Consider the following 20,511-nt stretch of genomic DNA (forward strand, 5'->3'; position numbering starts at 1 on the left):
ATGCGATAGAGTCGCTAAACAGTGTGATTCGAACGGCGGTGAATAAGCGTAAGGTGTTTCCCTCTGATCAGGCAGCATTCAAGGTAGTATATCTGGCAACCCAGCAGGCCTCTAAAAAGTGGTCGATGCCAATCCGTAACTGGACGTCTGCTTTAAATCGCTTTATGATTATGTTTGATGACCGTATCAGCAAGCATTTAATCTAAACGGCAGTTACACAGAATTCGGGATGGTCTCAAATTTATACCAGTAGCACATTAATACAGCTACACTAGTTTAATTATTCATCGACTATAATTTAAACAATCTAAAGCTTGTTACTCCAATCCAGCTTCCATTTCTTCTAATGTCGTCATCGATAGTAATAACTTCTCTTCATTATCACCGTGCTGCTGCTGTAGTGCCGTCTGCTCGTTGAGTAATACGATCAAGTCGGACTTACGACTTTCTTCATAAAGCTCAGTGTTGGCAAGCTTTTCTTCAAGCGCTAGCAGCTTTTTATCAATGGTAGCCAACGCCTTCTCTGTATCGTCAATAGCGCGGCGAAACGGTGCGGTTAATTTGCGTTGTTCAGCGGCAAACTTGCGTTGCTCTTCTTTACTAAGCGCAGGCCGAGCCGATGCGCTCTTTTTCGACGCTGCAGTATTTGAAGATAGGTCTGATTTTTTATTGGTATCTGCTGTATTAGAGGCTGAGCTATCCTTTGTTTCACGTGAAACAAACTTCTTACTCTCCTTTTTACTTTTTTTCTTACCTGGATTTTTGTCTTGGGCATTCTCTTGCTTACGTTTTTCAGCCAGCCACTTGCCGTAGTCGCTAATGTCACCATCAAACTCTTCGATTATACCGTCATGTACCAGATACAGCTCATCACAGACGTTGGCAATCAGCTCACGATCATGCGATACCAGCACCACTGCCCCTTCAAACCCTTGCAAGGCAATAGTTAACGCTTGGCGCATTTGTAAGTCTAAATGGTTGGTTGGCTCATCGAGGACGAGGACGTTCGGACGCTGCCAAACGATTAATGCCAAGGTTAAACGCGCACGCTCACCACCAGAAAACAGCTCGCTTGGCGTGTCGATGCGGTCGCCGCGAAAGTCAAAACTGCCCAAAAACGAGCGTAGCTCAGCATCAGAAGTCTTGCCGGCTAGGCGACGCAGCATCTCGATAGGAGTTGCTTTGGCATCTAGGATATCCATTTGATGCTGGTTAAAATAGCCTAATTTTAACGTATCAGACACACGATACGCCCCTGTTAATATGCCAAGCTCGCCGACTAAGGCTTTAATCAACGTCGATTTACCCGCACCATTCATACCCAGCAAGCCAAGACGCGTATCTGGAGTGACTTGGACATTGGCGTTATGCAATAGTGGCGTATCGGTGTAACCAATATCTGCTTGGGTCAGCTCAATCAATGGCGAGCTCATATTTGCCGGCTCATAAAATCGGAATGAGAACGGATTGTCGGCCATCATCGGGGACAGCTCAGCCATGCGCTCAAGCTGCTTGATACGGCTCTGTGCTTGTTTGGCTTTACTGGCTTTGGCACGGAAACGACGAATAAAGTCATCCAAATGCGCCTTGGTGGCTTCTTGCTTCTCAAACGCTTGTTGTTGCTGCGCCATACGCTCGTGACGGGTACGAATAAACTGCTGATAATTACCCGTATAGAGGGTAATTTTTTGTTGTTCGACATGCAAAATATGACCGACTGTGGCATCTAAAAAGGCTTGGTCATGCGAGATAACAATCACCAGACCAGTAAACGCATTAATCCACGTCTCAAGCCATAAAATCGCATCCAAATCCAAATGGTTGGTCGGCTCATCGAGTAACATCAAGTCTGCACGGCTCATCAAGGTTTTGGCGAGGTTTAGACGCATACGCCACCCCCCCGAAAACCCCTCTACTGGCAGCTCGTGTTGAGTGGTGCTAAAACCCAACCCTGCCATAATTTGCGCGGCTTTGGTCGGCGTACGATAACCATCAATTTCATCAAATTGTTGGTGCAACACACCAATCTGCTCATCACTGACGCTGCTCAAATCATTTAATGCTGCATTAATCTCGTACCACTGTTCATCACCACTGAGCACATAATCAATCGCCGACTGCTTACTCGCGCCCACTTCCTGCGCCATATGTGCCACATTCCAGCTATCAGGAATACTCACCTCACCCTTATCGAGCGTGACCTCGGTATCGCCCGTGCCCATTTGCGTTAGTAATAAGGCAAATAAGGTCGATTTGCCGGTGCCGTTATTGCCCGTTAAACCAACTTTGTGGCCCGGATGTAGCTGGAAGCTTGCCTCTGCAAACAACTCGCGGCCATCACGGCGAACACCAACGTCTTTAAATTCGATCATATAATTTCTTCATCTCAACAGTGATATAAAATATAAGGCAATAAGAAAAACACACATCTGGCATGTTAGGGCATGTTAATTGGCGGCTATTATTTCAAACGCTTGCCCCATAGGCAAACGATTAAATAACTATTTCAAAACTAAGTGTTTATTGGGACAATAAAAACGAATATCACCGCATCAAATTCAGCTCGCAGCGTCACTCTTGACAAACGAATCAATACCCCCATTATGATATACTGCTATTAGATAAGTGCCAGTCGTCAACCAAACCGTCGTACTGGTACAAATCGTCGTACTGGTACAAATATGATATTTATAATGTGCCAGTTATAACGTGTACAACGTGCCGATTATAATGCGCTAATAGTAATAACAGCACCGCCATAATAATAGTACCCAATCGAATCAAACGCCGTGCGTATCTTTATTTGCAAGTATTTTGCAAACCCAAACAGGACGACCACCGCATTTGATCCTAGCAACTGAGGTAGATATGAACGAATCAACCAACCAATTTAACCCAAGCTCAAGCCAGCCAGTAGACCCAACGGTCTTGAATCTAACCGACAGTGCGGCGCAAAAAGTACGTCGTCTGCGTGAAGAAGAAGGCGATAGCGACCTGATGTTACGTGTTTATGTGACTGGGGGTGGCTGTTCGGGCTTCTCTTATGGTTTTAACTTTGCCAATGATCTAAATGAGGACGATGCTAACTTTGACAATGGTGATGTGACCTTAGTCGTCGATTCGCTAAGTTATCAGTATCTACAAGGCTCTACCGTTGACTACACCGAAGGGCTGGAGGGCGCACGCTTTATCGTCACCAATCCAAACGCCACCACCACGTGCGGCTGCGGCTCGTCATTCTCTATTTAAGTTAGCGATTCGTATGACCTTTGATCGAGATGCCCTAGTCGTTAGCCAAAGCTATCACAAACAGCTTAACGTCGCACTTTCGAAGCATCTGTCTATTTCAGGCATCTATCTAGTAGGTAGATGCTTTTTGCTTTATCCGTTTTCTAGAAGAAGAATAACGCGCTATTTATAAAAATTTTGATTGAAACCCACCATTAAAATCTAGATAAATTAGCACCTGTAAAGCTTATCGTATTTGTAATTGTCCGTGGTTTTCAGGGCAGCTTTGAGCTAAACTGACGGGATTCTTCATCCAATATCTACCTCTTTTATGGTCAAACACCAGTGGTGTTTTGATCCGCCATAACAAATAACAATAGATGACTATTATGAGTAATTTTGCGAGCAGCTTTGTTAACTTTGAAATTCCTAACTGGTTTGACAGCAAGCATTTAACAGGCATGCTACGCGGTATCGAAAAAGAAGGTCTGCGCGTTAAGCCTGATGGTTATTTGGCCCAAACGCCTCACCCAGCCAAACTAGGTTCAAAACTCACCCACCCCTTTATCACCACTGATTATTCAGAAAGTCTGCTTGAGCTGATTACCGACCCAAAAACCTCACCAAAAGAGACGCTAAACATGCTGCGTCAGTTGCATGTGCTGGTTTATCAAGCCATGCCTGAAGGTGAGCTGATGTGGCCGCTGTCTATGCCTTGTATGCTGTCATCGAATGATGAAGATATTCCACTGGCTGATTATGGCAGCTCTAATACGGGTAAACTCAAGACTCTATACCGTAGTGGTCTGAGCATCCGTTATGGTCGCCGCATGCAGGCAATCGCCGGTTTGCATTATAACTTATCGTTTGGCGACGGATTATTTGAAGTCTGGCAAGCAGAAATGCCAGATGCAAAAAGCCAAACGCTGACAGAATTTAAAAATGAAAAATACCTAGGCTTAATTCGTAACTTTAAGCGCTTGACCAGTTTGGTACTGTATTTACTGGGTGCCAGTCCTAGCGTTTGTCCTTGTTTCTTAGCGGGGCGTGAGCATGATTTAGAATTGATGAATGATTCTACCTATTATAGGCCTGCCGCCACCAGCCTGCGTATGGGCAAGCTCGGCTATACCAATAGTGTGCAAGAACACCTCGATATTCGTTATAACTATCTGCCAGAGTATGTCGATGGCTTACGCCGCGCGATTCAAACCCCGCATGAAAGCTTTGAGAAACTCGGTTTAGATGATGAGGATGGCAATCCTATCCAAATCAACAATCATATTTTACAGATAGAAAATGAATACTACAGTCCCATTCGTCCGAAACAAATTGCGATGAGCGGAGAGACACCGACTGAAGCGCTTGAGCGTCGCGGTATCGCCTATGTCGAGTTCCGTGCCATCGATCTTGATCCTTATAGCGACGTCGGTATTCGCCTCTCTAGCGCCTGCTTTTTAGAAGTCATGGCGCTGTATTGTTTATTCAGCGACTCACCCGACCTGCTACCTGAGGAAGAAGAAACCCTAGCCATCAATCTTGAGCGTGTGGTAAATGAAGGTCGCCTCGATGGCTTGCACATCATAAGCAATGGCGAAGAGCAGCTACTTGAGAGCTGGATGCTGCGACATTTAGAGCATATGCAGCCACTTGCCGCGCTACTTGATGCCCATTATGGTGGCAATGATTACCGTGCGGCAGTTGCCTTAATGCAAGGGAAAGCAGGGCATTCTGAGTCAACTATTTCTGCCCAAGTAAATTCTGATAGTCAGCGTTTAGGCAGCTTATGGCAGCTTGGTTTTACCTTAGCTCAGCAGCATCGCGAGTCTTTATTGCAGCAAACACTGAGTCCAAATACCCAAGCCAAATATGAAGTATTGGCAGAAAAATCGGTACTGCAACAAGCTGATATTGAGCAAGCCGAAACAGAAGACTTTATGGACTTCTTGCAACAATATCGTTAGCACTTTATTTGCTTTTACTATACATCAATGAACATTTTATAAGAGTAACCGCCCAATGCTAAAGCTGACCACTTACCGCAATTTGCAAGTATTTTTGGTGATAATGGCCGTGATAGGCATGAGTTTTGCATTGTTGTTTTTGCAGCGCTATATGGGCTTTTCACCTTGTCCGCTATGTGTCTTTCAGCGTATTGGGCTGATGGTGATGGGCGGCTTTGCTTTAATCGCTGCTTTATTTAACCCCAAGTCAATGGCTATTAAACTACTATTATGGCTTGGAAGCTTAGCAGGTATTGGCTGGGCGACTGTGGTGGCGGGACGTCATGTTTGGCTACAGCATTTACCAGCCGACCAAGTGCCTTCTTGTGGTCCAGGGTTGGATTACTGGCTCGACACCCTACCCATGCAGCAAGTATTAAAAGAAGTTTTTGCCGGTTCTGGTGAGTGTGCATCTATCGATTGGACTTTTTGGGGGCTCAGTATCCCTGAGCAGTCTTTGATCTTCTTTAGTGGACTGCTAGTGGTACATGGATTGATATTATGGCGTATCGTGCGACCTACTAGACACAGCCGTCAAGCTTAGGACCTGTTGAACAGTCAAATATTAGGATTGCAGACGGCTATTTAAAAACCTCTCTGGTCACTTTTACGCTTTGATATCTCAAGAGGCTTTATTTAACCTATTAGAATAAAGGGTGGTTTTCTATAACTATAATCGCATATAGCCAATGACTACAGTGCCTAAACGCGACGCTACTGAAAGACCCGCCTATTTCTATCACATAAATTAACGAAGTCGGACTCGCACCGTTTACGTATTATCGTTAAGCTTGTCATTCTTGTTTTCATTATTTCTTACTATAACTTTAGGTTATCCATAATACAGACAGCGCCTAGCCATACACTTTGAAAAATTGTTTTTGGTAATACTATGATATATTTTCCGTCTACTTCTTCGACAACGCTCACAGTAATCAGTCGCTGTATGCGCTCCTTATTGGCGGTGCCAGTGTGCCTACTGCTCGCTAGCTGTGACAGTGCCTCTTCCTCTACCAATAATGAAATGACCCAAAGTGCAGCAATTAACAGTACGCAGAATGCTGGGGTGCAAAATGATGAGGCTGCTGGATTAAACAACAAGGCCAAAGATTTAGCGGATAAAACTGACAACGAAGAGGGCCAATCCCTGATTGCAGCGGCCAATCCAAACGACAATACACATAGCGCGCCAATGATTTCAGCATCGAGTAGCGATAGCACGCTGCAGGCTACATTAATGGGCGATTATGGCGGTATGGTGCCGTGCGCATCTTGTGATAATATTGATATTACCTTAAATTTATTTGCCGATGGCTCTGTCCTAAAGACCAGTGTGTTTCATAATGCTGAACCTGCGCAGCCACCTTTACTCGAATCGGGTGTTTATCGCCAAGATAGTGACATGATCACCATTGTTTATGAGAAAAAAAATATCGAAACCTATCAAATTAAAGACAATCACTTGGTTATGATGGATGAAGATAAAACACCTGACAATGACTATACCTTGTCGCGTAAATAGCAAAGTATCTACACTCCCAAGGTAGGCAGTAGAATTTATCAAATGATAAATAAAACACCGTTAAACCAGTCAAATTGACGAGCTGAACAACGCCTACTTATTAGGCGTTTTTTATTGGTCATCTTATAATCTTTACTTTACAATGAGCGCGTGCACGAGCGCCATACTGATATACCAGTGTCCATTGACTCTTTTTTATACAGCATATCGTTGGTTTAAAATAAAAGAGTGACACATTGAATCACGCTAATACTGTCATTGTTATGGATACCTTAGCACTTTTATTCTTTTACTTTACTCCCGTACGGAACGTCTATGCATATTCATATTCTTGGTATTTGTGGTACTTTTATGGGCTCGTTGGCATTACTAGCGCGCGCCCTTGGACATACAGTCACTGGCTCAGACGCCAATGTTTATCCTCCTATGTCCACCCAACTTGAACATGCAGGCGTGACTATCGAGGAAGGTTATCGCATAGAGCATTTGCAACCAGCGCCCGATTTGGTGGTGGTCGGCAATGCGATGAAGCGTGGCATGGATGTGATCGAGTATATGCTCGATACGGGTCTGCGCTATACCTCAGGGCCACAATTTTTATCTGAGCAAGTACTGCAATCACGTCACGTCATCGCGGTGGCAGGTACGCATGGTAAGACCACAACGACAACCATGCTTGCTTGGATATTGCATTATGCAGGTATTGATGCAGGGTTTTTGATTGGCGGAGTACCGTTAGTAGACACTACCGATGAACATTTGCAGCAAGTGTTTGCCCATAGCAGTTATTTGGGTGCAGAAAAGACCGGCAATGACAGTTCAGAAAAGATGGGCTATTTTGTCATTGAGGCTGATGAATACGACTCAGCATTTTTTGATAAACGCTCAAAGTTCGTCCATTATCGCCCGCGTACAGCGATTTTGAACAATCTTGAATTCGATCACGCCGATATTTTTGCTGACCTCAATGCCATCCAAACCCAGTTTCATCATATGGTACGTATGATTCCAAGCACTGGTAAAATCATCATGCCAGCAGCCACTATTAGCCTAGAAGATACGTTGGCCAAAGGCGTTTGGACCCCTATTTGGCGTACTGCTGTTATTGATAAAGAAGCAACGAGCGCTACCGAAAATGATGGTAAATCAAAAAATAGTAGTGATTGGCAAGCTGAACTAATTAGCGAAGACGGTGGCCAGTTTACCGTGAGCTTTTCGGCTGATAAAGAAGCCACAGCCGTCGTAGATTGGTCGATGAGTGGCATCCATAATGTTAATAACGCGCTGGTCGCTGTCGCTGCCGCTTATGACGTTGGCGTTAGTGTTAAAACTGCTTGTGCAGCCTTATCAGCCTTTGCTGGTATCAAACGCCGAATGGAGCTGATCGGTGATGTTAATGACGTTCTAGTGTTTGACGATTTTGCCCACCATCCGACGGCTATTACTACCACGCTCGATGGCGCCAAAAAGAAATTGGCAAACAGACGCATTTGGGCCATCATTGAGCCACGCAGCAACACCATGAAAATGGGCGTTCATCAAGATAGCTTGGCTGAATCTGCTGCACTGGCTGACCATACTTTGTGGTATGAGCCTACGGGTTTAGAGTGGGGCTTAAAAGAAGTCATCGAGCGCGCTAGTAGCACAAACGCGAATCTGGGCAACCAACAAGTCCTCTCTAGTGTCGATGCGATTATTGACCATATCAGCACGCAAGCAAAAGCGGGTGATGCGATTGTGATTATGTCTAATGGCGGCTTTGAAGGTATTCATCAGCGTCTACTGACTGCGCTGCGCAATCAGTAGCCCTGTTATCTAGCATCTGCTTAGCACATAATTTAGCCAAAAGCGTCGCTTCGTTATAGACAAGCTACGCTTTTTTACTCTCGAGTTTCCATGAGCAATTTAATCGGTAATAACCATAAATAATGCACCGTGTTAGCGTCCCCGCTACCTTTGTAACCTTTCATTTACCTATCCTACCTTCATATTAGCAAATCAGTGTTTTTCCTCACATAGCTCATACACTGGTAACATTTAGTGCTTACCTTTACGCCTGAGCTGCGCCTACAATGTATCTATTAATAAGAATGATGATTTAAAACTGAACAATCAAAATTAATAAACATTATAAATGATAATAAATTAGGAGAAAAAAATGAGCTTTATTTGGATGATTATTGTAGGTTTGGTCGCTGGGCTATTGGCACGTGCTATCAAGCCGGGTAGCGACCCTATGGGCTGGATAATGACGATCGTACTGGGTATCGTCGGTGCTCTAGTTGGTGGTTTCATCGCTGGACTGATCGGTATCAACGCTGATGGCGGTTTCACGGGTCTTATCTTCTCAGTAATCGGCGCGATTATCCTGTTGTTCATATATGAGATGATCATGAGCAAGCGTGGTGTATAACTAACAACAGCTTTATAAAGAAAGTTGGTTAAAGTAAATGAAAAAGCCTTGCGAATAGCAGGGCTTTTTCATTTATGCGTGGTTATAAGAGTTTATACCAAGCAATATAGTTAAAATACTTTAAAAACGCTACGATACTGCGGGTATAGTTTTTTTGCAGCCTCTGTCTGCGTAGGCACAGCAAGCAAGAAAAAACGGTACCTGCAGTACGTGATGTAGCGATATTACTTCTCACTGACTATAGTTACGCGGAAAGTATTGATAAGCATTACTTTTGTCCCCATTTACCTTATAATATTAACCCTATTTTATCCCTATTATTGAGGTGAGCGTCATGGCTTTACTCCCTATTTTAAATTATCCAGACCCGCGCTTGCGCACTATTGCCAAGCCTGTCAAGGAAGTGACTGCTGAAATCAAGACCTTGATCGATGACATGATTGAGACGATGTATGACGCTCAGGGTATTGGCCTGGCTGCCAGTCAAGTTGATCGCCATATTCAACTGATTGTCATGGATTTATCCGAAGAAAAAAACACGCCTAAGGTTTTTATTAACCCTAAAGTGACGCCATTGGTGGAAGAAAAACAACCGTATGAAGAAGGTTGTCTGTCGGTGCCCGAGGTCTATGATAGTGTTGAGCGTCCGAATAAAGTGCGTATCGAAGCCTTAGATGAGAACGGCGAAAAAATTGACGAAGAAGTAGAAGGCTTACTTGCAGTCTGTATCCAACACGAAATGGATCATCTAAATGGCGTGATATTCGTCGATTATTTATCACGTCTAAAACAGACTCGTGCGCGCGACAAGGTGCGTAAAGTTATAAAAATACGTGAAAAACAAGGTGAGCCATCAGCAGATAAACAGCCACAGCCAACCAACTCTTAAGAGGTAAGATTTATCATATAAGCTACTTTTTACATCATTTAAACGGCACATAAGTTACTTATGATATGGGTTAAAGTCTGATGGCTTTGTTATGCGCTATAGTTGGTTCTAAATAAAAAAGATACGTTATGATATGACGCGGGACTGGTATAAATTTTTCTTGCTTGCTGTGTCTACGCTGACAGAGGCTGCAAAAAATGTATACCAGTCCCGCTGTGCCGCTTTTATATTGAACTTACTATATGATGCGATGTTGGCTTTTTTCTCTGCTCTACGCTTTCTTTATTAAAGGTTTTCCATCATGACCATGATCAAAATTGAGCAGTATTTTGACCCCGCTGCGTGGCAGAAATTCACCAAAGTCGCTGAAGGACGCGAAACGCCATTTTTAGTAGTAGACCTGAATCGTATCAAACTCAAATTCAATGAAATGGTCGGTTTATTTCCTGATGCGAAGGTCCATTATGCGATGAAAGCCAGTCCGGCAGTAGAAGTCATTAAGCTATTAGCAGAGTTGGGTTCAAACTTTGATTGTGCCTCAATCTATGAGCTGGACCGAGTGCTGGACTGCGGCGTCGATACCAGTCGTATCTCGTATGGTAATACCATTAAAAAGGCGCAACACGTTAAGTACGCCTATAACAAAGGCGTGCGCCTATATGCCACCGACTCAGAAGCAGATTTAAAAAATATCGCTGAGCACGCTCCTGGATCCAATGTTTTCGTGCGTATTTTGGTAGAAGGTTCAGACACTGCGGAATGGCCATTGTCACGCAAGTTTGGTTGCCACCCTGATATGGCCGTCGAGTTATTGACCCAAGCGCGCGAGCTAGGTTTAGTACCTTATGGCGTCTCATTCCATGTGGGTAGTCAGCAAAAATCAGTCACTGTCTGGAATGACGCTTTGTTGATGGTCAAAGACATCTTTGAACAGCTTTTAAATCAGCAAAATATTAAGCTACAAATGATAAATTTAGGGGGCGGCTTCCCTGCTAGGTACTTAAATCAGGTCAATACCATACAAGACTACGCCGAATCCGTAAAACAGTATTTAGTGGACAGTTATGGTATAGATGATATGCCAGAGATTATCTTGGAGCCTGGACGCTCTTTGGTGGCAAGTTCTGGGGTGTTAGTCAGTGAGGTGGTGCTGATTTCACGTAAGGCGCAGGATGAAACAACACGCTGGGTTTATACCGATGTGGGACTGTTCCAAGGCTTAATCGAAACCTTGGGTGAGGCGATTAAATATCCCGTTTATACGCCTAAAATGGAAACCTCAACGTCAGCTGGTACGGTAGTGCTGGCAGGGCCAACCTGCGATTCAGCAGATATCATGTATGAAGAAGCGGGCTATCAGATGCCTCAAGAGCTTGAGATTGGTGATAAAGTTTATTGGTTGGCGACAGGTGCTTATACCAATTCTTACTCATCTGTTGAGTTTAATGGCTTCCCACCGTTAGAGGTAGTGTATATCGATTAGTATTTGCTAGGTTTATCAGCTATAACTATGGCTGATACTGAATAAAATAGATACACGATACTATGCTGCGTGACTGGTACAAATTTTTCTTGCTTGCTGTGCCTACGCCGACAGAGGCTACAAAAAATTTATTCCAGCCCCGCTGTATCTCTTTTATATTGAACCGACTATATGATAAGAAAAAGCGCGGTGCTATTTATAACACCGCGCTTTTTTATGCTTAAACGTTTTTAAATAAAGAATAAACAGCTATTGAACCAACAGCTGAATGGGCGCGTCATTACTACTATTGATTTGATGATTACCAGCATAACTTGAATCTTGGTGTTGGCTATTTTGAGAGATTTGTCCGATCGTTACCCACTGTCCGCGTGGTACGATAATGGTGCTATTAAGTTTTTGGCTTTTGATAGCAGGGTTTTGATTATGTGATGAGTTAGAACGCGTTAATTTTTCTTCTACTTGCGAGAGTTTAACTTCGACTTGCCCATTCGGTAGCAGCCTTGGTGTGACTGCCACACCCTGAGTCGTTGGCAATAGTACTTGTTGCTGAATAATAATCTGCCCTACTGGGCGATGATTGCTTGGATAAGTATTGGCAGCGTAATTCTGAGTTAACGAATAAAGTGTGCCCGTACTGATGCTGGCCGCACTGCCAGACAGCGTTTGCACTTGATACAGACTGCTATTCTGCTGCTGGCTATTACGCTGATTAATGACACCTGTACCTTGAATACCTCGATTACTAATAATCACCCGCCCTTGCTGAATATTGCTTTGGCGATTGTCAGTATTTCCCACACGAACCGCGACCGTTACTGCTTGGGGCTGAGTATCAATTTGTGTGAGTAATTGCCGCACTGCCTGATAATTGGCCTCTGTGGTTTGCAAAACCAATTTATCTTGATAAGTGGCAACGCTTCCTCCATCTTGGCTGTTATTTAGCTGCTGACGAACAGTGGGTAATAATGCATCCCCGCCATAAGTGTCGATGACGTAAGTTTGATAAGTGGCGGCTTGGGCGACCATCGGGGCCAGCGCTAATGACGATATGATGACCAAGGGCGCTGAACCAAGTAGCCGTTTTAGTTTTGTTGGCCGCCGATGGCGAGCGCGATTATATACATTAATAACGCTCAATTTTTTGCTATATCGCTGTTGTTTCACGCTATACCTCTTATGATAGTCAATAATCATCACACCATAACACTTGGCTTATTCACTCATTTATTTACTCATTTAATCCCAATACATCTTGCATATTATATTGCCCTGCTTTTTGCTGTACTACCCAAGTGGTGGCACGCACAGCGCCCGCAGCAAAGGTCATCCGTGCCCGCGCGCGATGGGTAATCTCAACCACTTCGCCATCAGCGATAAACATCACGGTATGATCGCCGACAATCTCACCACCACGAATCGCATGAATGCCGATGGTACCTGATTCGCGCTCGCCTGTTTGTCCTTCGCGCCCATAAACGGCGACGTCTTTGAGGTTTTGCCCACGCGCATTTGCCACTGCTTCTGCCATCATAAACGCCGTACCCGATGGTGCATCGATTTTGTGTTTATGGTGTGCCTCGATCACTTCTACATCGGCATCAGTACCAAAAGCTTTGGCTGCCGTTTCTAACAATTTTAGAGACAGGTTAACGCCTGTTGAATAGTTACCGGCATAGACGATAGCGATTTTTTTACTCGCATCATGCAGTACTCTTTCTTGCTGTTCATTGAAGCCCGTCGTTCCAATCACCATCGCGACGTCATGCTCGGCACAAACTTGCATGTTTTGTTCAGTAGCATCTGGCAAGCTAAAGTCAATTAACACATCGATGTCGTTAATGACGGATTGTAGGTCATCCACTATCTGCACCTCTAAACAACCTATCGCTGCCACTTCCCCAGCATCAGCCCCAACGAGGCTTGAGCCTTGGCGCTCAATCGCAGCATTTAGAGTCGTTTGGGGGTTGTCTTGTACCGCTTCGATAAGCATACGACCCATACGACCGCCGGCACCGATGACACCGATTTTAATGGCTTCTTTATTCGTATTATTCATGGCTTGTTTATTTGTTTGTTGGCTCATACCTTTATCCTAAACACTTTATTTTAATAAGATTGTTTTTAGCGAAATTAGTTTTTAATCATGATTATTGTCAGTTTAGCAAATATCCTCGCTGAATGTTTTTTTATGCATTTAACAACCAAACATCACCAGTAAAAATACTGATAATAAAAAGCCCGATAGTTTCACGTGAAACTATCGGGCTTAAAACAATTGAATACTTTAACCAAAGCAATCTATCAGTCGAACAAGTCACCAATCTTTTCAAAGAATGATTTTTTATGCGGTGACTGCTGATGCTTACTGTCGCCATCAAGCGTATCTTGGAACTGACGCAGCAAGTCTTTTTGCTCACGATTGAGGTTGACTGGCGTTTCGATGACCACACGGCAGATTAAATCACCTTTCATCGTGGTACGTACGGGCGTCACGCCTTTGCCGCGCACGCGCAGTAGTTTACCACTTTGTGTACCTTCAGCCACCTTGATTTTGACTTTGCCATCTAAGGTCGGTATCTGCACTTCTTTACCAAGCGCGGCATCGGTAATGCTCACGGGCACATCCATGTAGAGATCCGCACCTTGACGGGTAAAGACCTTATGCGGCTTGACGCGCACTTCGACATACAAGTCGCCGTTTTGCACTCCTGCTCCACCTGCTTCACCTTCACCAGATAGACGCACACGGTCGCCATCATCAACGCCCGCTGGGATAGAAACCTCTAGGTTACGAGATTTGTCTTTGACCCCATTACCATGACAGTCAGGACAAGGGTTTTTAATTTGCTTACCACTACCACCGCACTGTGGGCAGGCTTGCTGAACGGCAAAGAAGCCTTGCTGTATGCGGACTTGGCCTTGACCATGACACATCTGACAAGTCACGACGTCCGAGGCGTTTTTTGCACCCTTGCCATCACAAGTGTCACAAGGCGCAGGGGCGGTGAAACTGATCTCTTTTTTGCAGCCGCGTACCGCTTCTTCTAAGGTTAGCTCAATCACATAACGTAAGTCTGAACCACGGCGCGAGCGTCCACCGCCGCCACCACGTGATTGACCAAAGATATCGCCGAAGTTGCCAAAGATATCACCAAAGATATCTTGGAAGTTGCCGCCACCTGCTCCGCCGAAGCCGCCGCCACCGCCCATGCCATTTTCGAAAGCAGCATGACCCATACGATCGTAGGCTGAGCGTTTTTCTTCGTCGCTTAGCACCTCATAAGCCATGGATGCTTCTTTGAATTTATCTTCGGCATCAGGGTCATCAGAATTACGATCTGGATGGTATTTCATCGCCAGCTTGCGGTAGGCTCGCTTCACTTCTTTGTTGTCTGCTGTTTTGCTGACGCCTAATACCTCATAAAAATCGCGCTTACTCATCGTCTCTCCTATTGTCGTCACAGTACCATTAGCCCATAAGTCTATCGACCCTGTCGTCAACGCTCACACGCATTTTTTATACTCAATCGCGAGCAGTTGTTTCACATGAAACATAGCCGCTCTATTAACGATGTAAAAATACGGGTTGAACGGACGAGCAAATACGGCGGGATGCTGTTTAACCAAATCAATTATTAAAAGTTTGCGCTATTTATGGAGATGATGGGTTAATTTATCAAGCTTTTAGCAGGGGATATTACTGACTGGGATAGTCAGGTTAAAAAATGATTGAAATAATAACTCGACGTTCAAAAACTTTGCAATATATAGCCCGTTTGAAATAAAATCGATACGTTAGTAGCCACATGCTACTGGTATAGAGTCACGATGTTATCAGCCTCGTTAATCCAACTCACGTATCATTTATACTCGATTTGCCATTATCCACCTTATTGCGGGTTGATTATGCAAGGCTTAAATCTTCACAATAAACCTCAGTGCGTGTCATCAATGAGCATATTTATATATTTATCATATTAGGCCGTGTTAGTATTTATCGCCCTAGCCATCCTGCTAGCCACCTTTTAACCAATACAACTTACAAACATAATAAACGTAGTCTGTGTAGCCATTTATATGGAATTGACTATATAGCGAACAAATACAGTAAAGGCATTTATCTTTATGAAAAAACTGATTGTTTTATTGATCGTGATTGCAGTTGCAATCTTTGCAGGCTCCCCTTATTACAGCGCTTATCAGCTTAAAAATGCCTATGATGCCAAAGATGGCGCTGCTATCGCCGCTGCTATCGATTACGAACAAGTACGACCCAGTGTGCAAAATCAATTAACCAGCCAGTTTGCACTGACCATGACCAAATATCCACTGGTTGCAGAATTGGGCGGCGCGGCATTAAATGAGGCGGCAAACGGTTTTATCATACAGGCAGTCGATGGCGCAATCACGCCGCAAAATATCGAAAAGCTTATCAACACCCAAGGTCAAGCCAACACCGCAACCAAAGAGTTGGCAGCAGCATGGGCAATTGCCAGCAATCAAGTTGATTTGAAAAATCTGATTCAAAACTTAATCATTCAGCGCGGTGACGTCAATGCAGTGGTCAAAAACCAAATGCAGCAAATTATGGACAAGCAGGCGGCTGAGCTCGAGCAGCAAGTGGCGCAAGGCACAGATAGTGACAAACCAAAACTGAGTTATTGCGGCATCAATTGTTTCAATATCAGCGGTCAGGTCAAAGGCTATCCGCTTACCATAGAAATGCAGCGCGAGGGCTTAATTAACTGGAAAATCGTTGATGTTGTACTGCCATAAACGGCTATCCAAATAAAACAAAAACCGCCTCATGAGTGATATTCATGAGGCGGTTTTTTTAGGTGTCACTGTTACTCAGTGTTCTATATCACAAATTTGATATGACCTAGTCTACTCCCAAAAACTCTAAGAATTCAGGACTCTCAAAACTTGCTTGGTAAAGCACGCCATCTTCACGATAAATAGCAGGCGTTGCCATCACCGCAAGCCCTGCCGACTTTTCACGATTAGACGTTATATGATTAACAGTGCAGCTTGCTGGCGCAGGCGTCATCTCACCTTTTAACATCGCCTTATCAAAGGCTTTTCGGCGGCTGTCTTCGTCACCTTGACACCAAATAGCGCGCATTTGCTCCGGCGACTCTTCATATATTGGATAACCAATGGTTTTCACCGTTACCCCTTTAGCGTTAAGCATCGGTAGCTGCTCATGCAGTAGGCGACAGTAAGGACAGTTCACATCGTTAGCCACATAAATGACTGCTCTCTCAGGACTGGTCGCTGGATAAGTAATCAATTGCGATTCGTCTAATTCAGCGAACACTGACTGGTTTTTGCGCTTTTCAAAGTCCTCATCGAGTCCTGTGAACTGACCGTTTTCGATAACAGATATCTCGCCATCGGTGATGTATTGCGCGTCATCTGATAACAAGAACGGCACACCCTCTAACGTCGCACCCCAAATGACCCCCGGTACTGCGGTATAAAAGAACGGTGTTTTAGTGCTCATGTTTTTCAGCGCACCCATATTGGCTAACAGATCAGTTTTGGTTTTTTTATTGACTGAAGTACCTGCCTGCGCGTTATTACTACGTACTGGCGTTTCATTAACCATACGTTTGCTCGGGTTCTTTTGTAGCTCACCTTGTATGACATACTTACCATCCGCTGTCATATGTAATGGCGGCTGACCCGCAAGATTGATTTGATACATGTTTGGCAACTGTGAAGGCACCATAGAGGTAATTTCTGTCTTAATACCCGCCTGAGTCAATATCGCACGCAAACGACTGTCAATTTCAGGGCTTATTTTTCCAGTGGTTTGAGCACTTTGAGCATTGTTATTTTGTGCATTGCTAGACGATGACGATGTTGCCGTAGGTTGAGCGCAAGCCGTCGTAGCGAATAATATGGCGGTGATGAGACTGGCAAATTTAAATACAGGTTTTTTCACAGAGTCTGTCCTATCAGGTTTTTAATAAAAGCATTTAATAGCGGCTAATTACATTATGCAAAAAAGTAGATTAAAAAGTTACAAGGACTGTAGCATATCGGAGGATTTTTATGAGGATGGGATAGAGATTTGACGGCTAATTTTGCAAAATTGCTACCCAGCTTTAAGAGACAGGCAACACAGCAAGTTGCTAAAATTAATTGAGCACAATGACTGACAGAAATAACGATGTTAAACAGCATAAAAAAAGCAGCGCACGTTTAAGTGGCTGCTGATGTTAGCAAAACAGTCTATGGGCTTATTTTAAAGCTTAATCGATAGAATTTAAAATTGTTCGACTTCTTGAGGGGTTAAGAAACGGCTGTCGCCTTTCTCCAAACCCTCTAAATCGATATGACCAATACTGGCGCGATGTAGCTCGATTACCTTGTTGCCAAAATAGCCCATCATACGTTTGACTTGATGGTATTTACCTTGTTCAAGGGTCAGACGCGCATGTGTTTCATCAATGAACTCAAGGGTCGCAGGTTTGGTTTCTTCATGATCGCCTTCTAACAAAATACCTTCAGCCACTTCTTTGACTGCATTGGCTTGCGCCTCACTATCCATGGCATCTGCTAGGGTTAACTCATAGATTTTGGCATGCTCATGCTTAGGGCTAGTAACGCGGTGCAACCATTTGCCATCATCACTGATCAGTAGTGCGCCAGTGGTATCGACATCAAGTCGCCCAGCAATGCGTAAGCTACCAAGCTCTGGTACCGCTATCAGCTCTGTGACGATTGGGTATTCTTTGGCTTTAAGCGTGCATTCAAAGCCTTCAGGTTTGTGCAGTAAGATATAGCGGTTACCGGTGGCAACCGACAATGGCTCGCCTACCCACATCACATCGTCGTTGGCGATATCGACATGTACACCTGGGTCTTTGATGACCTGATCGTTTACCGTTACCTCACCCGCGTGTAGAATCTTTTTTGATTCTTTACGCGACAGCTCAGTGGATTTACTAATGAATTTATCTAAACGCATACGCTTAACTACCATCCGTTTTATAGCACCTACTCTACATTAAGCCAACGACACAAATACTCATACGCCGCTTGTTCGCTACCTTAAATGATTAGAAGTGGTACTATAATAAAAAATTAAATGAACACTGCGCCAAATACGGCAGACAATGAAAGTTAGACAAGTTTACCATATCCAACCTAGACCTGATGAAATATGAGCTATCAAACGCTAAAACGTGCTGTTACTGCTCGTTTAGAAATTAAGAAATCCGAGTTTATTGCCTACGCTTATCCAGTTAATTCACGTGAAGACGCAATGTTTCACGTGGAACAGCTACGTGAGCAATACGCCGATGCCCGTCATCACTGCTGGGCATATATCATTGGCGACCCTAATAACACCACCAGTGCCGGCTTTGACGACGATGGTGAGCCAAATGGTACGGCGGGTCGTCCGATATTAAATGTGTTGCAGCACAAGTCTATCGGCAACGTGATTATCATCGTCGTGCGTTATTTTGGCGGAATTAAACTGGGCGCTGGCGGCTTGACCCGTGCTTATGCAGGCTCGGCGCAAGCGGCGGTTGATGAGATGATACTGCTACCTTACGTGCCGATGGCGCAAGTACAGATATTGGCAGAGTTTGCTACCGAAGCCCAATGTCGTTACATCGTTGATAGCCTAAACGGCAGTATCGATGATGTCGCTTATAGTAAACAAGTGACATTGAGTGTGACGCTCGCTGAAGTGGATATTGAGGATTTAAAAGAGCGTCTGGCGATGGATGGTCGGGTGTTAGAGTCGCCGTAACTCATAAATACGTTTGAGTAACCATGCGTTCACTGAGCGTTCACTAAATCTTATTGGTTTTGGCTATAAGCGTCGGTATGATAAAGCTCTGATTATTCACAACGATTTTAATAAACATAAAATAAGATTCATATATGCCAACCTCAAAATCGACAAAACCATTCACGCCTGCTCCTTTTAAACCGCCATTTTGGCTAACCAATCCGCATTTGCAAAGTATCCTGCCCAAGTTTTTTGCACCCAAAACCCCGACTTATCGCCGCGTGGTCGAAAAAGATTCGTTAGATGAAAGTGATATTGCTTATGACTTTTATGACGCCCATCCGATTGAAGCTGCAGAAAACGGTGAACTTGAGCAAACGCCGTTGATCGTCCTGTTTCACGGTATGGAAGGCAGTAGCGACAGTCATTATGCCCGTGCTTTGGCCTATCAGATGCACGCGCAAGGTTGGCATTTTGTGGTGGCGCACTTTCGCAGCTGTGGCGGTATTCCTGCGAGCGGTCGCGTCTTTTATAACGCAGGGGACACCGGCGAGTTGCACCATATGCTTGAAAACCTGCGCGAAAGCTTTGCCCATATCTATGCGGCTGGGGTATCACTAGGTGGTAATGCCTTGGCAAAATATATGGGCGAATATGGTGACGACGCAATCTGCCAAGGCGCGGCTGTGATTTCTGCGCCCGTTGATATGTCATCGGCGGCGCTTAGTATGCACGGATTTTTGAGCCATCGTATTTATACTCCTTACTTACTCAACCCCATTATCAAAAAAGCCTTAGCCAATGACATCACTAAAGAGGAGATCGACTCGATCAAGTCGGTCAATCGTATCAGTGATTTTGATGATATCTTTACCGCGCCGCGTCACGGCTACCGCTCTAACAATCATTACTATCAGGCTTCATCAGCCCTGCCTTATTTGATAAAAGTGACCAAGCCTTTATTATTGATTAGCGCCAAAGACGATCCCTTCCTTGGTTTTACCGCCACACCAAACGATGTGTCTGACAGTATCACTATTTTAGACACTGAGCATGGTGGTCATGTGGGCTTTATTCGTTATCGCTCCGATAAAGACAAGTCACCTCATCTTTATAAAAAATCCAGATTTGATATTAATTGGATACCTGAAACCGTCAGTGCTTATTTTGAGTCTATTGGTGTGTTACCTAATAAATAATAACTTAATCTACTTTAC

The 20,511-nt window shown here is 44.3% G+C and carries 18 protein-coding genes; 12 read left to right on the top strand and 6 right to left on the bottom strand.

Annotation, left to right across the window (positions count from 1 at the left end; all coding sequences use genetic code 11):
- Positions 1-206 (top strand): transposase (locus EI162_RS07165; protein ID WP_192523695.1); only part of this gene is annotated, 206 nt, incomplete at its 5' end.
- Positions 207-317: 111 nt separating this feature from the next.
- On the opposite strand, the gene EI162_RS07170 is transcribed toward EI162_RS07165, so the two are convergent.
- On the bottom strand, positions 318-2,372 hold the full coding sequence (locus EI162_RS07170; RefSeq protein ID WP_192523696.1) for an ABC-F family ATP-binding cassette domain-containing protein: 2,055 nt from the start codon (positions 2,370-2,372) through the stop codon (positions 318-320).
- A 496-nt stretch (positions 2,373-2,868) separates the two neighbouring features.
- Here EI162_RS07170 and erpA point away from each other — a divergent pair, with 496 nt between their 5' ends.
- The 8 genes from erpA to EI162_RS07210 all read left to right on the top strand — a co-directional run bounded on the left by erpA (position 2,869) and on the right by EI162_RS07210 (position 11,538).
- Positions 2,869-3,249, top strand: coding sequence for an iron-sulfur cluster insertion protein ErpA (erpA, locus tag EI162_RS07175; protein ID WP_225735213.1), 381 nt, complete (start codon positions 2,869-2,871; stop codon positions 3,247-3,249).
- 368 nt (positions 3,250-3,617) lie between these two features.
- A complete protein-coding gene (gene gshA, locus EI162_RS07180; protein WP_192523697.1) occupies positions 3,618-5,192 on the top strand; it encodes a glutamate--cysteine ligase in 1,575 nt (524 codons plus the stop codon).
- 55 nt (positions 5,193-5,247) lie between these two features.
- Complete coding sequence (locus tag EI162_RS07185) at positions 5,248-5,775, top strand: disulfide bond formation protein B (RefSeq protein ID WP_192523698.1); 528 nt, start codon at positions 5,248-5,250, stop codon at positions 5,773-5,775.
- 348 nt (positions 5,776-6,123) lie between these two features.
- On the top strand, positions 6,124-6,753 hold the full coding sequence (locus EI162_RS07190) for a copper resistance protein NlpE N-terminal domain-containing protein (RefSeq protein WP_192523699.1): 630 nt from the start codon (positions 6,124-6,126) through the stop codon (positions 6,751-6,753).
- Positions 6,754-7,068: 315 nt separating this feature from the next.
- Positions 7,069-8,559 carry a UDP-N-acetylmuramate:L-alanyl-gamma-D-glutamyl-meso-diaminopimelate ligase gene (gene mpl, locus EI162_RS07195; protein ID WP_192523700.1) on the top strand — a complete coding sequence of 497 codons (1,491 nt, stop codon included), beginning with the start codon at positions 7,069-7,071 and terminating at the stop codon, positions 8,557-8,559.
- A gap of 352 nt (positions 8,560-8,911) precedes the next feature.
- Entirely contained in the window at positions 8,912-9,166 is a 255-nt protein-coding gene (locus tag EI162_RS07200) for a GlsB/YeaQ/YmgE family stress response membrane protein (protein ID WP_192523701.1), read from the top strand.
- 334 nt (positions 9,167-9,500) lie between these two features.
- The gene (gene def, locus EI162_RS07205) at positions 9,501-10,055 is read left to right on the top strand and encodes a peptide deformylase (protein WP_192523702.1); all 555 of its coding nucleotides are present in this window, start codon (positions 9,501-9,503) and stop codon (positions 10,053-10,055) included.
- Positions 10,056-10,362: 307 nt separating this feature from the next.
- On the top strand, positions 10,363-11,538 hold the full coding sequence (locus tag EI162_RS07210; RefSeq protein WP_192523718.1) for a type III PLP-dependent enzyme: 1,176 nt from the start codon (positions 10,363-10,365) through the stop codon (positions 11,536-11,538).
- A 249-nt stretch (positions 11,539-11,787) separates the two neighbouring features.
- On the opposite strand, the gene EI162_RS07215 is transcribed toward EI162_RS07210, so the two are convergent.
- From EI162_RS07215 to dnaJ, 3 genes are all read right to left on the bottom strand, one after another.
- Entirely contained in the window at positions 11,788-12,705 is a 918-nt protein-coding gene (locus tag EI162_RS07215; protein ID WP_318779299.1) for a hypothetical protein, read from the bottom strand.
- Positions 12,706-12,769: 64 nt separating this feature from the next.
- Positions 12,770-13,624, bottom strand: coding sequence for a 4-hydroxy-tetrahydrodipicolinate reductase (gene dapB, locus EI162_RS07220; RefSeq protein ID WP_192523703.1), 855 nt, complete (start codon positions 13,622-13,624; stop codon positions 12,770-12,772).
- 218 nt (positions 13,625-13,842) lie between these two features.
- Complete coding sequence (gene dnaJ, locus EI162_RS07225) at positions 13,843-14,982, bottom strand: molecular chaperone DnaJ (protein WP_192523704.1); 1,140 nt, start codon at positions 14,980-14,982, stop codon at positions 13,843-13,845.
- A 684-nt stretch (positions 14,983-15,666) separates the two neighbouring features.
- On the opposite strand from dnaJ, the gene EI162_RS07230 reads away from it, so the two are divergent.
- Positions 15,667-16,317 carry a DUF2939 domain-containing protein gene (locus EI162_RS07230; protein WP_192523705.1) on the top strand — a complete coding sequence of 217 codons (651 nt, stop codon included), beginning with the start codon at positions 15,667-15,669 and terminating at the stop codon, positions 16,315-16,317.
- Between the two features lie 106 nt (positions 16,318-16,423).
- Here the strand turns inward: EI162_RS07230 and EI162_RS07235 are convergent, their stop codons facing one another.
- Both EI162_RS07235 and EI162_RS07240 read right to left on the bottom strand, forming a co-directional pair.
- Positions 16,424-17,491, bottom strand: coding sequence for a disulfide isomerase DsbC N-terminal domain-containing protein (locus EI162_RS07235; RefSeq protein WP_192523706.1), 1,068 nt, complete (start codon positions 17,489-17,491; stop codon positions 16,424-16,426).
- 324 nt (positions 17,492-17,815) lie between these two features.
- A complete protein-coding gene (locus EI162_RS07240) occupies positions 17,816-18,520 on the bottom strand; it encodes a pseudouridine synthase (RefSeq protein WP_192523720.1) in 705 nt (234 codons plus the stop codon).
- A gap of 195 nt (positions 18,521-18,715) precedes the next feature.
- Between EI162_RS07240 and EI162_RS07245 the strand changes: the two genes are divergently transcribed.
- Both EI162_RS07245 and EI162_RS07250 read left to right on the top strand, forming a co-directional pair.
- Positions 18,716-19,312: a YigZ family protein gene (locus EI162_RS07245; protein WP_192523707.1), complete on the top strand. Its 597-nt coding sequence runs from the start codon at positions 18,716-18,718 to the stop codon at positions 19,310-19,312.
- Positions 19,313-19,446: 134 nt separating this feature from the next.
- Positions 19,447-20,493 carry a YheT family hydrolase gene (locus tag EI162_RS07250; protein WP_192523708.1) on the top strand — a complete coding sequence of 349 codons (1,047 nt, stop codon included), beginning with the start codon at positions 19,447-19,449 and terminating at the stop codon, positions 20,491-20,493.
- Positions 20,494-20,511: the final 18 nt, after the last annotated feature.

The sequence above is a fragment of the Psychrobacter sp. FME6 genome, from assembly GCF_014861365.1.
Taxonomy (GTDB): domain Bacteria; phylum Pseudomonadota; class Gammaproteobacteria; order Pseudomonadales; family Moraxellaceae; genus Psychrobacter.